This window comes from Nocardia sp. NPDC058519, from assembly GCF_042719755.1.
GTDB lineage: Bacteria > Actinomycetota > Actinomycetes > Mycobacteriales > Mycobacteriaceae > Nocardia.
Genome location: NZ_JBHXNK010000012.1, coordinates 38,765 through 54,616, shown reverse-complemented (window position 1 = coordinate 54,616; position 15,852 = coordinate 38,765). Strand labels below are relative to the sequence as shown.

Annotated in this window: 14 protein-coding genes; 7 read left to right on the top strand and 7 right to left on the bottom strand. The window is 67.4% G+C overall.

Annotation, left to right across the window (positions count from 1 at the left end):
• Positions 1-336: 336 nt before the first annotated feature.
• Both ACFWPK_RS15760 and ACFWPK_RS15755 read left to right on the top strand, forming a co-directional pair.
• Positions 337-1,689: a wax ester/triacylglycerol synthase family O-acyltransferase gene (locus tag ACFWPK_RS15760; RefSeq protein WP_378916012.1), complete on the top strand. Its 1,353-nt coding sequence runs from the start codon at positions 337-339 to the stop codon at positions 1,687-1,689.
• 44 nt (positions 1,690-1,733) lie between these two features.
• Positions 1,734-2,852, top strand: coding sequence for an NAD(P)H-dependent flavin oxidoreductase (locus ACFWPK_RS15755; RefSeq protein WP_378916009.1), 1,119 nt, complete (start codon positions 1,734-1,736; stop codon positions 2,850-2,852).
• Positions 2,853-3,099: 247 nt separating this feature from the next.
• Here ACFWPK_RS15755 and ACFWPK_RS15750 read toward each other — a convergent pair whose 3' ends face one another.
• Positions 3,100-3,873, bottom strand: a complete 774-nt coding sequence (locus tag ACFWPK_RS15750; RefSeq protein ID WP_378916007.1) for a GntR family transcriptional regulator — start codon at positions 3,871-3,873, stop codon at positions 3,100-3,102.
• Between the two features lie 392 nt (positions 3,874-4,265).
• Positions 4,266-6,638, bottom strand: a complete 2,373-nt coding sequence (locus ACFWPK_RS15745) for a flippase-like domain-containing protein (RefSeq protein ID WP_378916005.1) — start codon at positions 6,636-6,638, stop codon at positions 4,266-4,268.
• Positions 6,639-6,800: 162 nt separating this feature from the next.
• Between ACFWPK_RS15745 and ACFWPK_RS15740 the strand changes: the two genes are divergently transcribed.
• A complete protein-coding gene (locus ACFWPK_RS15740) occupies positions 6,801-7,727 on the top strand; it encodes an NAD-dependent epimerase/dehydratase family protein (protein ID WP_378916003.1) in 927 nt (308 codons plus the stop codon).
• A 25-nt stretch (positions 7,728-7,752) separates the two neighbouring features.
• On the opposite strand, the gene ACFWPK_RS15735 is transcribed toward ACFWPK_RS15740, so the two are convergent.
• From ACFWPK_RS15735 to ACFWPK_RS15720, 4 genes are all read right to left on the bottom strand, one after another.
• Positions 7,753-8,694, bottom strand: coding sequence for an MBL fold metallo-hydrolase (locus ACFWPK_RS15735; protein ID WP_378916000.1), 942 nt, complete (start codon positions 8,692-8,694; stop codon positions 7,753-7,755).
• Between the two features lie 67 nt (positions 8,695-8,761).
• The gene (locus ACFWPK_RS15730) at positions 8,762-9,172 is read right to left on the bottom strand and encodes an RNA-binding S4 domain-containing protein (RefSeq protein WP_378915998.1); all 411 of its coding nucleotides are present in this window, start codon (positions 9,170-9,172) and stop codon (positions 8,762-8,764) included.
• A 3-nt stretch (positions 9,173-9,175) separates the two neighbouring features.
• Positions 9,176-9,736, bottom strand: coding sequence for a C40 family peptidase (locus ACFWPK_RS15725; protein WP_378916263.1), 561 nt, complete (start codon positions 9,734-9,736; stop codon positions 9,176-9,178).
• A 330-nt stretch (positions 9,737-10,066) separates the two neighbouring features.
• A complete protein-coding gene (locus ACFWPK_RS15720; RefSeq protein ID WP_378915996.1) occupies positions 10,067-10,318 on the bottom strand; it encodes a hypothetical protein in 252 nt (83 codons plus the stop codon).
• A 110-nt stretch (positions 10,319-10,428) separates the two neighbouring features.
• On the opposite strand from ACFWPK_RS15720, the gene ACFWPK_RS15715 reads away from it, so the two are divergent.
• The 3 genes from ACFWPK_RS15715 (at position 10,429) to ACFWPK_RS15705 (ending at position 13,302) form a co-directional block, all read left to right on the top strand.
• Positions 10,429-11,610: an AAA family ATPase gene (locus ACFWPK_RS15715; protein ID WP_378915994.1), complete on the top strand. Its 1,182-nt coding sequence runs from the start codon at positions 10,429-10,431 to the stop codon at positions 11,608-11,610.
• 258 nt (positions 11,611-11,868) lie between these two features.
• Positions 11,869-12,819: an alpha/beta fold hydrolase gene (locus ACFWPK_RS15710; RefSeq protein WP_378915993.1), complete on the top strand. Its 951-nt coding sequence runs from the start codon at positions 11,869-11,871 to the stop codon at positions 12,817-12,819.
• Positions 12,820-13,011: 192 nt separating this feature from the next.
• Positions 13,012-13,302, top strand: coding sequence for a hypothetical protein (locus ACFWPK_RS15705; RefSeq protein WP_378915991.1), 291 nt, complete (start codon positions 13,012-13,014; stop codon positions 13,300-13,302).
• 276 nt (positions 13,303-13,578) lie between these two features.
• Here ACFWPK_RS15705 and ACFWPK_RS15700 read toward each other — a convergent pair whose 3' ends face one another.
• Positions 13,579-14,754, bottom strand: a complete 1,176-nt coding sequence (locus tag ACFWPK_RS15700) for an acetyl-CoA acetyltransferase (RefSeq protein ID WP_378915989.1) — start codon at positions 14,752-14,754, stop codon at positions 13,579-13,581.
• 247 nt (positions 14,755-15,001) lie between these two features.
• On the opposite strand from ACFWPK_RS15700, the gene ACFWPK_RS15695 reads away from it, so the two are divergent.
• Positions 15,002-15,841 (top strand): hypothetical protein, encoded by an 840-nt coding sequence (locus ACFWPK_RS15695; protein WP_378916260.1) that lies wholly within the window; start codon positions 15,002-15,004, stop codon positions 15,839-15,841.
• Positions 15,842-15,852: the final 11 nt, after the last annotated feature.

The following is a 15,852-nucleotide window of genomic DNA, read 5'->3' as shown; positions in this document are numbered from 1 at the left end:
CCTCACCCCGACGCCCCCCACATACACGTCCCGCGCGACGCCTACCACCCGCCAGAACCCCACCCCCACTCGTACTGCCCCTGCTCCCCCATGGGGCCCCCGAACACCTGTGGGCGGGGGCCCGCTGTGTTCTATTCAGCTATAGCATCCAGTACTGTTCCGCGAATTGAACATTCGGTGAACACCATGGAGTTCGTCATGGTCTGGGCGTTCAGCTGACGCGACACCGAACGGCCGGGTAACTTGGGTGTACGGCACGCAGGGGTGCCGTACCCGACAGCGTGGTCGATCGTCTGAAGACTCAACCGATCCACTCTCGTCAGGGGGCGATCTCTCATGGATCTCATCGCGCCGTTGGATGCGCTGTTCTTGCTCGCGGAATCTCGTGAGCACCCGATGCACGTCGGCTCACTGCAGTTGTTCGAACCGCCGGAGGACGCGGGGCCCGAATATCTGCGCGAGTTCCGCGACACCTTGTTGGCCGACAAGACCGTTCGGCCCACTTTCAGTAAGCGGCCCGCCACCTGGCTGGGCGCACCGCAGATGGCGTGGACCCAGGACGACGATGTCGACCTGGACTATCACGTGCAGCGCAGCGCCCTGCCCGGACCGGGCCAATTCGACCAGCTGCTCGACCACGCGTCGACCTTGCACAGCTCGCTGCTCGACCGGCACCGCCCGATGTGGGAGCTGCACTTCGTCGAGGGCTTGGCCGACGGACGCTTCGCGCTCTATTCGAAGATGCATCACGCACTGGTGGACGGTGTTTCGGCCCAGCGCCTCATGCGCCGCACGCTCACCACCGATCCGTTCGCGACCGAGCTCATGCGGCCGTGGAACCTGCCGCGCAAGATCGGCCCCGTCCGCCCCGGCAAATCCCGGCTGGGTGGGCTGATCGACTCGGTCACCTCGGCACGCTCGTCGACCACCGCGTTGATCAAGGCGACCCGCACCGGCCTGCTGCAGCAGCAGCTCACCCTGCCGTTCGAGGCACCGCGCACGCTGTTCAATGTGCCGATCGGCGGTGCCCGCAAGTGCGCGGTGCGCAGCTGGTCGATGGATCGGGTCAAGCAGGTGAAGAAGGCGACGGGCGCCACCGTCAACGATGTGGTGCTGGCGATGTCTGCGGGTGCGTTGCGGGCATATCTGCTGGAGCGCGACGCGCTGCCGGACAAGCCGATGATCGCGCTGGTGCCGATGTCGTTGCGCGAGGAAGACGATATCGACAGTCAGGGCGTGAAGGTCGCGGCGCTGCTGTGCAATCTGGGCACCGATATCGCGGATCCGCTGGAACGGCTTCGGGTGGTGAGTGATTCGACGCGCCGCAACAAGGAGGTGTACCGCTCGCTCACACCGACGCAGACGCTGGCGATGGCCGGGGTGATGTTGAGTCCGCTCGCGGCGATGCTGCTGCCCGGGTTCGCCTCGGTAGCGACGCCGCCGTTCAATATCGTCATCTCGAATGTGCCCGGTGCGCGCGAGTCGCTGTACTGGAACGGCTCGCGCCTGGACGCCACCTATCCGCTGTCGATCCCGCTCGACGGGCAGGCCGTGAACATCACCCTCACCTCGAGCGGCGACAACCTCGATTTCGGCCTGGTCGGCTGCCGCCGCACGCTGCCCGACCTGCATCGACTGCTCGATCACCTCGAGGACTCACTGGCCGCGCTGGAGGATGCCGCGCTGTAGAAATTAGGCATTCTCGACCAAACTAGAACGTGTTACAGTTCGGTATGCGTACCGAATTCTGCGAACAGCTCGGCATCGAGTTCCCCATCTTCGCCTTCACCCACTGCCGCGACGTCGTGGCGGCGGTGAGCAACGCGGGCGGGTTGGGGGTACTCGGCGCGGTCGGCTTCACCGCCGAACAGCTCGAGGTGGAGCTGGCCTGGCTCGACGAGCACGTCACCGGGATCTACGGCGTCGACCTGGTGATCCCGTCGAAATACGAGGGCAAGGGCGTCGACGGGCTCACCCCCGAACAGCTGGAAAAGCAGCTGGCGCAGATGGTTCCGCAGGGCCATCGCGACTTCGCCCAGCAGATCCTCACCGATCACAACGTGCCCGCGCTGCCCGACGGCGAGCACCACAACGAGTTGCTCGGCTGGACGGCGACCACCGCGGGCCCGCAGGTCGACGTCATCCTGAACCACCCCAAGGCCAAGCTGGTGGCCAACGCGCTCGGCACCCCGCCCGACGACGTCGTCAAGCGCATTCAGGATTCCGGCCGGGTGATCGGCGCGCTGTGCGGCTCGGTCAAGCACGCGATGAACCACAAGGCGGCAGGCCTCGACTTCGTGGTGTGCCAGGGCACCGAGGGCGGCGGGCACTGCGGCGAGGTGTCCTCGCTGGTGCTGTGGCCGCAGGTGATCGACGCGATCGGCGATGTGCCGGTGCTGGCCGCCGGTGGTATCGGCAACGGCGCACAGGTCGCGGCGGCGCTGGCGATGGGCGCGGCGGGCGCGTGGACCGGGTCGCTGTGGCTCACCGTCGAGGAGGCCAATGTGCCGCCCGCGCAGATGGAGACCTACCTCGAGGCCAGCAGCCACGACACCGTCCGCTCGCGTTCCTGGACCGGCAAGCCGTGCCGCATGCTGCGCAACGACTGGACCGACGCCTGGGAATCCACCGAAACCCCCGACCCGCTGCCGATGCCGCTGCAGATGATGGTCGCCCTCGACGGCGTCAAGCGCGGGCACCGCTACCCCGAGGCCGCCAAGGACGTGAACTTCAACCCGGTCGGCCAGGTGGTCGGCATGATGAACAAGGTCGAACGCAGCGCCGACGTGATCAACCGCCTCGTCGAGGAGTATGTGACGGCCTACGACCGCCTCACCGAACTCAACCGCTGAGCTGTTGCTGGGTCCGCTCACCGTGCGGGCGAACCACCACATTCGGCGTATCCGACCTGCGGGGCGGTGTCCAGGACACCGCCCCGTTCGCGTTGCCCAGCGGTTGTGGACGGCGGTGACATGGGCGAGACGGTGGTGCCACACCGTCTGCGGTGGCATCACACCGCGGGCGCGACGACTGAGAGCCCGACTCAGACAGCTAGAAGTTCCAGTTCAGACGGCTGATCAGGTCAGACGGCTGATCAGTTCAGACCGCTGAGCTCAGTGGCACGGTGTGGACCGGTGTCTCGCCGACCAGTTGGCCGAAGCGGGCGATCACCTTCTCGTGATACAGCGCGAACAGGTCACCGAACAGTGCGAGTTGCGCGTCGGTCGGCGCGGATTCGGCGTCCCAGACCGCGAGCAGCGCCCGCCAGACCAGCACGTGCAGATCGGGGGCGACGGCGAAGTAGGCGGCGATCGCCTCCGGCACCTCGACGACCATATCGGCGATCGAATTCAGTACCGCGCGCTGCATACTCATGTCGAGCACGCCGAGGAGCTTGCGCACCAGCGCGATCTCGGCGGCGATGATGTGCGCGTGGTCGGGCACGGCGTGGCGCGCCATCGTCTCCAGCTCGTCGACGGCGGCGGCGAGCTCGGCCGGATCGAGCACCTTCTCCCCCGCGGTGTAGGCGAGCAGCGCCTCGCCCACGATGCCGCGCTCCACCTCGACGATGTCTGCGAACATCTCGGCGGCGACCGCGGGCGCGGTGATCGAGAACCGGAACAGGTGCCGGTAGACGTCCATGCCGCCCTCCACCCGCACATCACGGATGGTGAACCCCTTGCCGCGCCTGGCCTCGACGAATCCGTACGACTCGAGCCTGCCGAGGATGAGCTGAGCGGTGGCACGGTTCATCCCGAACTCGTCGGCGACCTGGCGCACCGACGGCATCAGCTCGCCGGGCCGGTACTCGCCGGTAGCTACCCGGCGTGCCAACTCATCGGCAACGTCGGCGACCACCGTCCGGGATCCCATCGAAAAACACCTTTCGGTCATCATCCGGCTACGTCCCAGACAGTTTAGGCTCTGATTCCCTGGAGCGCTGGCGCGCGCGAGTCGCGGTCCTTCCTGGCGATCGCATCGCTACCGACGCCGCTACGGCTCTCATCAGCAGACTTTCCTCCCGGCGTGCGGCACAGCTGGATCAGACAGCAGTGTGCGACAACACGATTGAATACGCAGGCAACTGGACAGCTAAACATTTTGGGAGGAATCGTGACGACCACTCGGCTCCCCGGTTGGATGTCTTGAAGTCGCGGCCCGCCCGATTCTGGACTGACCGAAGGGTGCGACGAAGGAGTGCCCGTAGGGAGGGAAGAATCGGGGCCCGAAGGGCCGCGATACGAGCGCGCCAGCGCTCCAGAAATTCAGATCATGTCCTTCTTGTCCAGCCAGCGCATCACGGGCCAGCCCAGACCGACCGGGATCCAGCAGGTCATCACGCGGTAGAGCAGTACCGCGGGGACCGCGATCTCGGCCGGGACGCCGAAGGCCGCGAGACCACCGATCAGCGCCGCCTCGACCGCGCCGACGCCACCGGGTGTCGGCGCGGCCGAGGCCAGCGAGCCACCGATCATGGCGACGATGGTGACGGCCACGAAATCCGTGCCACCGCCGAAGGCTTCGACGGCCGTCCACAGCGCCAGCGCCTTCCCGAGGGTGATGGCGCCGCAGCCGACGACGATGACCACGAAGCGCCTCGGATCCTTCGCGAGGTCGGCGAGTTCGCCCAGCACCTCCTTGACCTGCGGGCGCACCGAGTGATTCACCCAGCGACGCAGCGTCGGCACGAACATGAACGCGCCGATCAACCCGACACCGACACCCGCGATCAGGTACAGCACCGTCGCGTCGGGCACGATGTGGGCCAGGTTGCTCGATGTTCCGGCCACCACACTGAACACCACGAGCAGCACCAGGTGGGTGAGCACCTGCATCGACTGCTGCATCGCCACCGCGGCCGTCGCGCGCAGCGTCGACATGCCCGCCTTCTGCAGGAACCGCACGCTCAGCGCCAACCCGCCGACGCCGGCGGGGGTGGTCGTCGCGACGAAGGTGTTGGCCAGCTGCTCCACGAGCAGGTAGCGCATTTTGACCAGCCCGTCCGCGCAAGCACCCAGCGCGGCGGCGGCGCCGACGTAGGTCAACCCCGAGACGGCGAGACCCGCGAGCGCCCACCACCAGTTGAGCGTGCGCAACTGGCTGAAGAACGTCGGCACCTGGCTGAAGAACGGATACGCCACATAGACCAGCGCCACCAGCAGAACGAGCTGGATGATCTGGTTGCGGGAGAAGCGGGTGATCTGCTCGGACTGGATGCGGTCGTGGCCGGTTTGCCTGCGCACCTCCTCGCGGGCGGTGGCCATCACCTTGGTCCACTGCGGCACCGACTTCCGGATGCCGATCGACATGGCCGATTTCGTCAGGCGCCTGGCCGCGAAGGCGACCTTGTCCTCGCCGAGCGCCTCGATCGCCGCCGAGACCGCCTCGTGTTTGCCGTAGAGCGAGGTGGTGGTCACCAGCAGCTGGGCGATATCGGTCTGGCGTTGCGCCTGCGCCGAACCGAATTCGGCGGCGGCGAACCCGCCGAACAGGGTGTCGCCCTGGCTGACGCGCACGAAGTCGGGTTGCAGATCGCCGAGGCTGATCTGGTTCTCGTGCAGGCGAAGCAGCGAACGCCATACCCCTGGCAGCACCTGCGCGGACAACGTCGCGATCTGCGTACCGCGCGGCATGGTGTGCGCGTACAGCATCCAGCCGCGGCTCAGGCCCGCCACCGCGACCTGATGAGAGTCGGCCATCCCGAGGTCACCGATCGCGATACCGAGCAGCGCCCGATGTTCCACCGCCCGGTGCATCGATCCGTGCAGCGGTGCGGTCTCGCTGGAGCGGAACGTGATCCAGCGCCACACCTGCCGGATCGCGCCGAAGCTGCGCTGGTTCTTGCCGTACAGCTCGACGACGATCTCGTCTTCGGGCCCGTCGACCTCGGTGGCGAGCAGCAGCGGTCCGCGCCCGGCGGGCCGGTCGACCCGGAAGGCTTTCACGATGTATCCGCGCCCGGCCAGCACCCTGACCGCGGCGTCGAGTGGCACCTCGAGCGCGGGCGTACCGACCAGCCAGACGATCACCGCGCCGACCAGCCAGCCGACCACCAAGCCGAGCATCGCCCGCGCGGGCACCACCGAGCTGACGAACAGGTGGATCGGCGCGAACATCAAGAGCAGAAACCACATCCAGCGCCGCGGCCGCACCGGCAGCCACGGGCTCGACACGGTGAGCATGGCCGCGAGCATCGCGATCCAGCGTGGATCGTCGAGGAATTGCGACAGGAAGGTGTCGAAGCGGTCCGGGACCGGCAGGTGCCATTTCGGCGTCGAGATGCCGGCACCGGTGATCGACAGGGCGAGCGCGGCGAGCAGGCCCGCCGCCGCGTACCCGGCGAGCAGCTTCCACTGCCTGCGCAGCACGAGTTCGATGAGGATGGCGAACGGCAGTGCCAGGATGAGCATTCCGTAGATCAGGTAGACCATGGTCGCCTGGTCCTGGCTGAGGAACCCGACGATATTGGCGACCGAGCGTTCCAGTGCCAGCCATTCCGGCCGGGTGATCAGCGAGCCCGCGATCACGACGGCAACGCCTATCCCCGCCAGCACCACCCGGACGATGTCACTGGTCCGCCGGATCAGCGGTTGCAGGAGTTTCCCCGTGACCGGGATCTCCCGACCGTCGACTCGCATGAGCCGCACGATACACACCGACACGCCGCAGACCCGCCGTGACATCGCGCAACCAGCACGGTCGTACCCGCGTGGCGTGAAGCCGATCACAGGCCGTCACAAATACCTGCGTTACCCCGTCCAGAGGATAGGCAAACACCCACTCAGCCGGAAGGAACGATCATGCAGGTTCTGCTCGCAGGTGCCACCGGTGCCATCGGCCGCCCTCTGATCCGCGCGTTGACCGCGAACGGACATACGGTGTCGGCGCTCGTCCGCAATCCGAGCGCGTTCCCGCTCGTGCGCGAGCTCGGCGCCACCCCGGTCACCGCCGATGTGCTCGACCGCGAGGGACTACTGCGCGCTGTCGACGGCCTGCGCGCCGATGCCGTGATCCATCAGGCCACCGCCTTGCGCAATGCGAAGGTGCAGCGCCGGATTCCGGCCGACGATCCGACCGGGCTGCTGCGGACGGCCGGCACGGCCAACCTGCTCGACGCCGCGGCGGTGGTCGGCGCCGGGCGGTTCGTCACCCAGTCGCTGATCCTCGGCTACGGCTACCACGATCACGGCGACCGGCTCGTCAGCGAGCGCGATCGGTTCGGGGTGTACGACGGTGGGGTGGCCGACGAGGTGGTTCGCGCGTGCGTTTCCGGCGAGAGTCAGGCCTTCGGCGCACCCGGTGTCGACGCGATCGCGTTGCGGTACGGGCTCTTCTACGGTCCCGGCGCGTTCAGTGATCTGTTCGCGGACATGATGCGCAAGCACAGCCCGGTCGGGCCGCTGGGCTCCGGCGGAGTCAATACCTGGGTCCATGTCGATGACGCGGCCGCCGCGACCGTCGCCGCGCTCGAACGCGGCACACCAGGCCGCGCCTACAACATCGCCGACGACAACCCGATCACCTGGCGGGAGTTCTTCGCGGAGGTTTCCCGTAGCCTGCAGACCCCACGGCCCATCCGTTTGCCCGCGTGGATGATCCGACTGGCCGTCCCCTATATCGGCGCCCTGATGTCCGACACGTCGATGCGAATCTCGAGTCAGCTCGCCCATGATGAATTGGGTTGGCGTCCAAGGTATTCCACTGTCGCCGCCGGGCTCGCCGGCTGACATCACGGTCGGGAACCCCGCCTGATCATGGTGCGGTTCGGGCGGTGACGGCGGCGTGGTCGTGGCCGGGGATCACTTCGATATCGGCCGGGAGGGCATGCAGGCGGTGGATGGTTTCGAAGGCCCGGTCGCGATCGGCGTCGAGTAGTTCGCCGAGCAGCGGCGCCTTCTCCCGGAGCAGGTCGATCTGCAGGGTGCTCCAGACCGCGTCGCCTGCGAGCAGGACGCGGGAGCCGTCATCGACGGCGAGGAGGATGCCGACGCTGCCGGGGGTATGGCCTGCCAGGTCGACGATCAGGACGGAGCCGTCGCCGAACAGGTCGTGACTGCGGGCGAAGGTGAGCACGGGCGGGCCGTCGAGTTCGTAGAGGTCGAAGGCGCGGCCGCGCAGTGGTCCACGGGCGACGCCGAGTGGGACGCGCGATCCGGCCATCGCCCAGCTGTATTCGACCGCGGGCACCCGGATCGGGACCAGGCCGGGCAGTTCGTACAGCCCGGCGACGTGATCCCAGTGCAGATGTGTGGGCAGCACGAAGTCGATGTCGTTGCCGGTGAGGTCGTGCGCGGCCAGCACCTCGCTCAGACCCCGCACCGGACTGTCGGGGCCCACCAGCAGCGGCACCGGAAACGGCAGCTCCGGCAGTACCCGCTGGTGCACGCCCGCGCAGATCGCGGGGTCGACCAGGAAGGTGGCGTCCGGGTGCCGGATGAGGAACGTCGACATGGTGAGCTGCGTGGACCGCAGCGTCCGCACACCCTCGGCGACGATCGTCGTCGGCGCGGACAGCTGCGCCTGCACCAGCGCGGTGAGACCAACGGTGTTGTGCGCGGGTGGAACGGGAGCGACCTCGAGCCCGTCCAGAAACGCGGTATCGGCACCGCGCGGCCAGAGCAGCCGCGGCCCCGTGGCGACGACAGCAATACAGCAGGCGAGAACATTCGATAACATCGTCGTGCGCTCACCCATACGTGCCACCGTAGGCGATCGCCCACACCCCGACCACCGAACCAGGTCGAGCCGCCGCCGTTCGCGGCTAACGCCCGACAACATCCGGCGGCTGGTCGGTGCGGCCCATCAGCCGATCCGTTTCACGCCGTTCACGTTTGGTGGGCCGACCCGCACCGCGCTCGCGCTGCGGCAGCGTGGCGAGAACTTCCTTCGGTGGCGGCGGCGGGCTGCGATCGATCAGGCACTGGGCGGCGACCGGCGGGCCGACTCGCTTGTGGATGATCCGCTCGACGATGACGATGCGCTCGACACCGGCGTGGCGCACCCTGATCTCGTCACCGGGGCGGACGGTCAGCGCCGGTTTCGCGGTGACCCCATTAACGCGGACATGCCCGGCGCGACAGGCAACTGCCGCGGCCGAGCGTGTTTTGAACAGGCGCACCGCCCAGATCCACGCGTCGACGCGGGCCTGGGTGTCGGAGTGCTGGGGGGTCACCCCTTAGACGATACGGCGAGCCGTGACGACGTCGTCGGCGCTGAGGTGGGTGTAGGACACCGGGGTGCCCGACTGCACGGCGTTGAGGAGCTGACCGTTGCCCGCGTAGATACCGACGTGGCCGCCACCGTTGGTGATGACGATGTCACCGGCCTGCAGGTTGTCGAACGAGACGGGAGCGCCGACATGGGACTGCTCGAAGCTGGTGCGCGGCAGTTCGACACCGGCCTGGCGGTACGCCCACTGCACGAGCCCGGAGCAGTCGAAGCTCTGCGGCCCCGCGGCACCCCAGTTGTACTGGGCGCCCAGCTTGCCACGGGCGGCGTCGAGAGCGACGTTGCCTGCGGTCTGCTGCTGCTGGAACGGGTTTTCGAAGTTCACGCTCGGGAGCTGCGGTGCGGCCTGGCTCTGAGGGGCGACCATCGCCTGCAGCTGCTTCTCGACCTGCTGCGCCGGCTGCTCGAGCTCTGGCGGCAGATCGAAGTTACCCAGACCGGGGATGTTGATCGTGGCGGCCTGCGAAATCGCGGGCATAGCACCGGTTGTAGCGGCCACCGCGCCCATGACGAGGGCACCCTTGACGGAATTCGGCAGTCGAGAATCCCGCTGCAAGCTGTGTTTACCCACCGAGACGAGTCTCCGATCTTGCTACTCTCCCGCCGCTTCGTCGCGAATCGCTTGGCGATCACGGCTATTCGGCGGTGACCCAATGGCGCCGCTTCTCTGACGAACCGACAGACTCCACTAAGTCACGAGAAGATTACGGCCTGTGATGAGCGCTGTCCAGCGAAGCACGCAAGTTGTTTTCTTCCGACCGGAAAAGCCCAGAACAGGGGCCACGGCACCGGCGTGTCGGCGCGGGTAACGATTTCATCGTCACCGCCGGGCGGCGCGTTACCGATCGCGCAGCTCGCGCTCGAGTTGGTCGATGCGCGTTCGAGCGTCGGCCAGGTCGATCTCGAGCCTGCCGAGCATGATCAGCAGCGGCCCGATCGCCAGGGCGGCGACCGTCTGCGGGTCCAGGTCGCCGAGGCCCCCGTCGAGCGTTGCCAGCAGGTCACGGCGGATCGTGTCGGCCAGGTGCGCGCCCTGCGGCAGCGGCCAGCTCGCGACGATCCCCGCAGTGGTCTGGGGTTGCTCGAACATCGGGCTCCATTCCAGTTTCGACAAGCAATTCTCGGTTTCGCTAGCAGTATCTAGGACACAGCCGAGAGTTACCGAGATTCTCCCGTGCACACGCGCTACGGTTATCCGGCATGGACCCCGTGCGCAATCCGTATGCACCCGGCGCCGGCCAGCGTCCGCCCGAATTGGCCGGGCGCGACAAACAACTCGCGGCGTTCGACATCGTGCTCGAGCGCATCGCCCGCGGCAGGCCGGAACGCAGCGTGATGCTCACGGGCCTGCGCGGGGTCGGAAAGACCGTGCTGCTCAATCAGCTTCGCTCCGCCGCCATCTCGCGCGGCTGGGGCACCGGCAAGATCGAGGCGAGGCCCGACCAGGATCTGCGCAGGCCGCTGTCGTCGGCACTGCACATGGCGGTGCGCGCGATCGCGATGTCGGCCCGCAATTCCGAACAGGTCGACGATTTCCTCGGCATCCTCAAGGCCTTCGCCCTGCGCGCCACCGCGGACAAGGGCATGCGCGAACGGTGGCAGCCCGGCATCGACGTGCCCGCGGTGACCGGCCGCGCCGACTCGGGCGATATCGAGATCGATCTGATCGAACTGTTCAAAGAGGCCGCTGCCCTCGCCGCCGACATCGGTATCGGCATTGCCATCTTCATCGACGAAATGCAAGACCTCGGCCCCGCCGATGTGTCCGCGATCTGCGGCGCCTGTCACGAGCTGAGCCAGGACGGCGCCCCGCTGATCGTCGTCGGCGCGGGCTTGCCCCACCTGCCCGCGGTGCTGTCTGCCTCGAAAAGCTACTCGGAGCGTCTTTTCAGTTATCACCGCATCGACCGCCTCGACCGCGCGGCGGCCGACCTGGCACTGATCGCCCCCGCCGAACGCGAGGACGTGAAGTTCACCGAAACCGCGCTCGATTCGCTCTACCGAAGAGCCGACGGCTACCCGTATTTCGTCCAGGCCTACGGCAAGGCCGCCTGGGATCAGGCACCCGACAGCCCGATCACCGCCGAAGACGTCGCGGTGGCCTCTCCCGCGGCGGAAGAGGAGCTGGCGGTCGGCTTCTTCGGCTCCCGCTATGAACGCGCGACTCCCGCCGAACGCGAGTACATGCGCGCCATGGCCGACCTGGCGGGCGACGACGCCCCGGTCGCCACGTCGGCGGTGGCCGCCGAGCTCGGGCGCAAACCCGCCTCGGTCTCCCCGGCGCGCGACGGCCTGATCAAGAAGGGCCTGATCTACTCGGCCGAACGCGGCACGATCGGCTTCACCGTCCCCCACTTCGGCCGCTATCTCCGGACCGTATGAGCATCTTCGGTTTTCTAGGTCTTTATCTAGAGAGCCGAAGAAAGTCATGCCGAGTCATCGCTCGATAGCAATCTACAAATTTCTAGTACGAGCGCTAGATACCCGAAGATTGTCCTGAGTAACGGTGCGGGCCCGCCCGGGATCGTTTGCGCATCGGGTGGATAACGCGAGGGTTGACCGGTTAACACGCTGGAAACCTTCTCCGAAAAGCCCAGCAGGACGCATCAGGTGCGCCCCGCCGGACCGGAGGAGGCCGCAATGTCGAAGACCTTCCCTTTCACCGACACCGACGGTTACCGCTACACCGTCGTCGCCGATGACGGTGTGCCGATCGCGGTCCGGAGCTTCGGCGCCACGGACGCGGCCCTGACCGTTGTTTTCGTCCACGGCCACTGCCTGCACACCGAATCCTGGTCGTTCCTGCGCGAACACCTGCTGCGCGACTGGGATGCCGACACCCGCATGGTCTTCTACGACCACCGCGGCCACGGCGAATCCGGGCACGCCCACCACGCCACCTACACGATCGACCAGCTCGCCACCGATCTCGACGCGGTGCTGCGCGCGGTCGCACCGACCGGGCCCGTGGTGCTGATCGGTCATTCGATGGGCGCGATGGTGGTGCTGGCCTACGCCCGCCTCCATCCGGCGGCCATCGGCCACCGGGTCGCCGGGATCGGCCTGATCGCGGGCGCCGCGGGCGGTATCACCCAGGTCGGCCTCGGCCGACTCCTCAACCGGCACGCGGTGGCCTCGCTGCAGCGCGCCGTCGTGCACGCACCCCGGGTGATGCAGGCGTCGAAGCGCTTCTCCCGCTGGATCTTCGGGCCGCTGATCCGCGAGGCGAGCGCGGGCACCCGGCGCGTGAATCCGCGCGTGACGGCCATCGCCACCGCGGTTCTCAACGAGACCGCGCTGCTGACCATGTCCGGCTTCCTGAGCTCGCTGCTGGACTTCGACGAGGCGAACACCCTCGCCCGCTTCGGCGATCTGCCCGCTCTCGTACTGGCGGGCTCGGCCGATCTCATGGTGCCGTTCGCGCACTCGGTGGTGCTGGCTTCACAGCTGGCCGGTGCCGAGCTGGTGCGGATCGAGGGCGCGGGTCACAGCGTCATCCTCGAGCGCTCGGAGGAGGTCGCCCACGCGATCACCGCACTGGTCGAACGGGCGAGGGTCGGCGTCCGCGCTCGCTACGCCGTCGCGGGGTGAGCGTGGCAGTTATCCGATGGCAATCCCGCGGTCTCCCGCAACTTCGGGCGTAAACCGAAAAGATCCGTTATTGTGGTGGAGATCACGTTGTGTGGTGAGTCACACGGCTCGGTGCAGTGCGGCCCGGGGACTTTTCGGGCGTACCCGTGGTCCGGCGAGTCGGTATGCCCGCCATATACACAGGAGGTAACGATGACACGCAGCGATATCGCGGAACTGCGCTACGCGGTCGGCCAACTCCGGCAATCGATCGGTGCACTGCGCTCCAACTACGGCGACGCGGCCACCATCCGTCGTCTGGAGAACGACCTCGAGCGGCTCGTCATCGACGCCGAGGATTTCGAGCAGGCACCACCGCCGGAACTCGCCATCCCCCGCAGGTCGGAGCCGATCTACGTCCCCGACAGCAAGTCCGACGAAGCAGCATGGATGGGCGCCCAGGACGAAGGCCTCGGCTTCCACTCCCGCCCGAGAACAAAGTAGAACCTGATCACCGGCGCGGCGGCCCTGCCAACAGGGTCGCCGCGCCGACCCATGCACCCACCAGTGCACAGCCTGGGCCGGGTATCCCTGATATGTCCCTACCCGAAGGGGCCCGCCCCGATCTGGACTGACCGGAGGGTGCGACGAAGGAGTACCCGCAGGGAGGGAAGATCGGGGGCCCGAAGGGCCCCGACTCGAGCGCGTCAGCGCTCCAACAAACACAGCAAGCTAAACCACCCCGGGCCCGGTTTTACCTGATGCCCTACCGAACCGAACTCACGCTCGGTGTCGACCAAGCCTGCGCGTACGGGAGCCGTGGAAGCGAGCTCCCCGAGGCACCTCGACCGGTTCGTCGACCTCCGCCGATTCGAACAGGGCCGCGATCCCGTGATCGTGGCCGAGTGCGATGGCCTCCAGTCCGTAGCGACCGCCGGTGCGACCGAGTTCGTGCAGCATCGTGGTCATGATCCGCAGGCCGGTGGCGCCGACCGGATGCCCGAGCGCGATATCGGAACCGTTCACATTGAGCCGGTCGAGCGGGTCGAGTTCCCATTCGGTCGCCAACGCGAGCACCTCCACCGCGTAGCCCTCGTTGATCTCGAGCAAATCGATCTCGTCCAGCGCGCACCCGGTACGCCCGAGCAGCTTCGACACCGCGGGCGCCGCCCCGAGGCCGGGCCCCTCGTTGTCACAACCGGCCGCGGCCCACCCCGCGAGAAACGCCATCGGCGTCAACCCCAGCTCGCCGAGCCGATCCTCGGCCACGACCAGGCACGCGGATGCCCCGAGCCGATGGGAACTCATGTTCCCGACCGTCACCACCCCATCGGCGAGCAGCGGGCGCAACCCGGCCAGCGTGTGGGTCGACAGGTCGTCGCGCACACCCTCGTCCCGGGTGATCTGGTGATCGCCGTACCCGGCGGCCACCCCGACCACCTCGGCCGCGAACGCACCCTGCCGCCAGGCGCGAGCCGCCTTGCGATGGCTGGCGACCGCGAACTCGTCGGCGGCACCGCGGTCGATCCCGTAGTAGTGCGCCAGCCGCTCGGCGTTGTGTAATCCCGCGGTCCCACCGGGCAGGCCCGACTGGGTCGACGCGCATTCCACGCCGCCCGCGACCACCACATCGGCGGCGCCGGTCTGCACCATCATCGCCGCGGTGATCACCGCCTGCAGACCGCTACCGCCGTGTTTGTCGGTCACGAAACCGGGTACCGCGAAAGGTAATCCGGCACCGCGAGCGGCGAGCGCACCCACCGCGGGTATGTCGGAGAGGCCACCGTCGATACAGGCCATGGCCACATCGTCGATGCGCAAAGGGTCGATGCCCGAGCGTTCGATCACGGCCGACAACACCGTGGTAGCCAGCCATTCGGCCGGCATACCCGACAGCGCACCACCTTCGACGCCACTGGGCGTGCGGACGGGTGCCACGATCGCGGCTCTTCTCATTGCGCGTCACGCTCCTCTCCCCGATGCGGGGAATACCTGTCACAGGGCACCACAGGTTTGTTGCACGGGCATGACGGGTCGTCACGAACGTCATGGCTGTGATCGAGATCACCGGCATGCACGGGGACCGAGTGCGTGAGACCCACGGCGAGCGGCGCGAACACAGGCGTATGGTGCTCCACATCACAATCCATCGCGGTGGGTAATGATCACTGCCGCAGACCCGAAGATCAGCGAGGCATCCACCGTGAGTGCCGCACCGACCGCCTCCCCCGCTTCACACTCCGCGGGCACCGGCGTCTTCAGCAGAACGCGTGCCCGTATTTCGGCGCGCACCCTTCGCACCGACCGCTGGTGGCTGCCGCCGCTGTTCACCGCGCTCGGACTATTCGCGTTCGTCGCCTACGCGACGATCAGATCCTTTGTCCGGACGGCCTATTGGGTGCCCGAGTTCCACTATCTGACCCCGTTCTACTCGCCGTGTCTGAGCGACTCGTGCGCACCGGGATCGGCGCATTTCGGCACCCCGTTCCCCGAGCTGCCGATGTGGATCCCACTTGGCTTCGTGGTGCTGCCGTTCCTGCTCGGCTTCCGGCTGACCTGCTACTACTACCGCAAGGCCTACTACCGCTCGGTGTGGTTCTCCCCGCCCGCCTGTGCGGTGGCCGAGCCGCACGCGCGCTACAGCGGTGAGTCGCGGCTGCCGTTGATCATCCAGAACGCGCACCGCTACTTCTTCTATGTGGCGCTGGTGGTCTCGCTGGTCAACACCTACGACGCGATCACCGCCTTCCACGGCAGCAGTGGTGGGTTCGGCTTCGGCCTCGGCAATATCGTCTTGCTGGTCAACGTGATCCTGCTGTGGGCCTACACCCTGTCGTGTCATTCGTGCAGGCACATCGCGGGCGGGCGGCTCAAGAACTTCTCCGCCCACCCGGTGCGGTACTGGTACTGGACCCAGATCTCCAAGCTCAACACCCGCCACATGGCGCTGGCCTGGACCACCCTCGGCACCCTCGTGCTCACCGACTTCTACGTGATGTTGGTTGCGAGCCAAACCATTTCGGACCTGCGGTTCGTCAACTGAGCCGCGACAAC

Bases quoted from the DNA above. Each gene is read 5' to 3' on its own strand.
- ACFWPK_RS15740 (WP_378916003.1), top strand. From the start codon at position 6,801: ATGCAGGTTCTGCTCGCAGGTGCCACCGGTGCCATCGGCCGCCCTCTG.
- ACFWPK_RS15700 (WP_378915989.1), bottom strand. From the start codon at position 14,754: ATGAGAAGAGCCGCGATCGTGGCACCCGTCCGCACGCCCAGTGGCGTC.
- ACFWPK_RS15745 (WP_378916005.1), bottom strand. From the start codon at position 6,638: ATGCGAGTCGACGGTCGGGAGATCCCGGTCACGGGGAAACTCCTGCAA.
- ACFWPK_RS15720 (WP_378915996.1), bottom strand. From the start codon at position 10,318: ATGTTCGAGCAACCCCAGACCACTGCGGGGATCGTCGCGAGCTGGCCG.
- ACFWPK_RS15760 (WP_378916012.1), top strand. From the start codon at position 337: ATGGATCTCATCGCGCCGTTGGATGCGCTGTTCTTGCTCGCGGAATCT.
- ACFWPK_RS15710 (WP_378915993.1), top strand. From the start codon at position 11,869: ATGTCGAAGACCTTCCCTTTCACCGACACCGACGGTTACCGCTACACC.
- ACFWPK_RS15750 (WP_378916007.1), bottom strand. From the start codon at position 3,873: ATGGGATCCCGGACGGTGGTCGCCGACGTTGCCGATGAGTTGGCACGC.
- ACFWPK_RS15725 (WP_378916263.1), bottom strand. From the start codon at position 9,736: ATGGGCGCGGTGGCCGCTACAACCGGTGCTATGCCCGCGATTTCGCAG.
- ACFWPK_RS15705 (WP_378915991.1), top strand. From the start codon at position 13,012: ATGACACGCAGCGATATCGCGGAACTGCGCTACGCGGTCGGCCAACTC.
- ACFWPK_RS15715 (WP_378915994.1), top strand. From the start codon at position 10,429: ATGGACCCCGTGCGCAATCCGTATGCACCCGGCGCCGGCCAGCGTCCG.
- ACFWPK_RS15735 (WP_378916000.1), bottom strand. From the start codon at position 8,694: ATGGGTGAGCGCACGACGATGTTATCGAATGTTCTCGCCTGCTGTATT.
- ACFWPK_RS15755 (WP_378916009.1), top strand. From the start codon at position 1,734: ATGCGTACCGAATTCTGCGAACAGCTCGGCATCGAGTTCCCCATCTTC.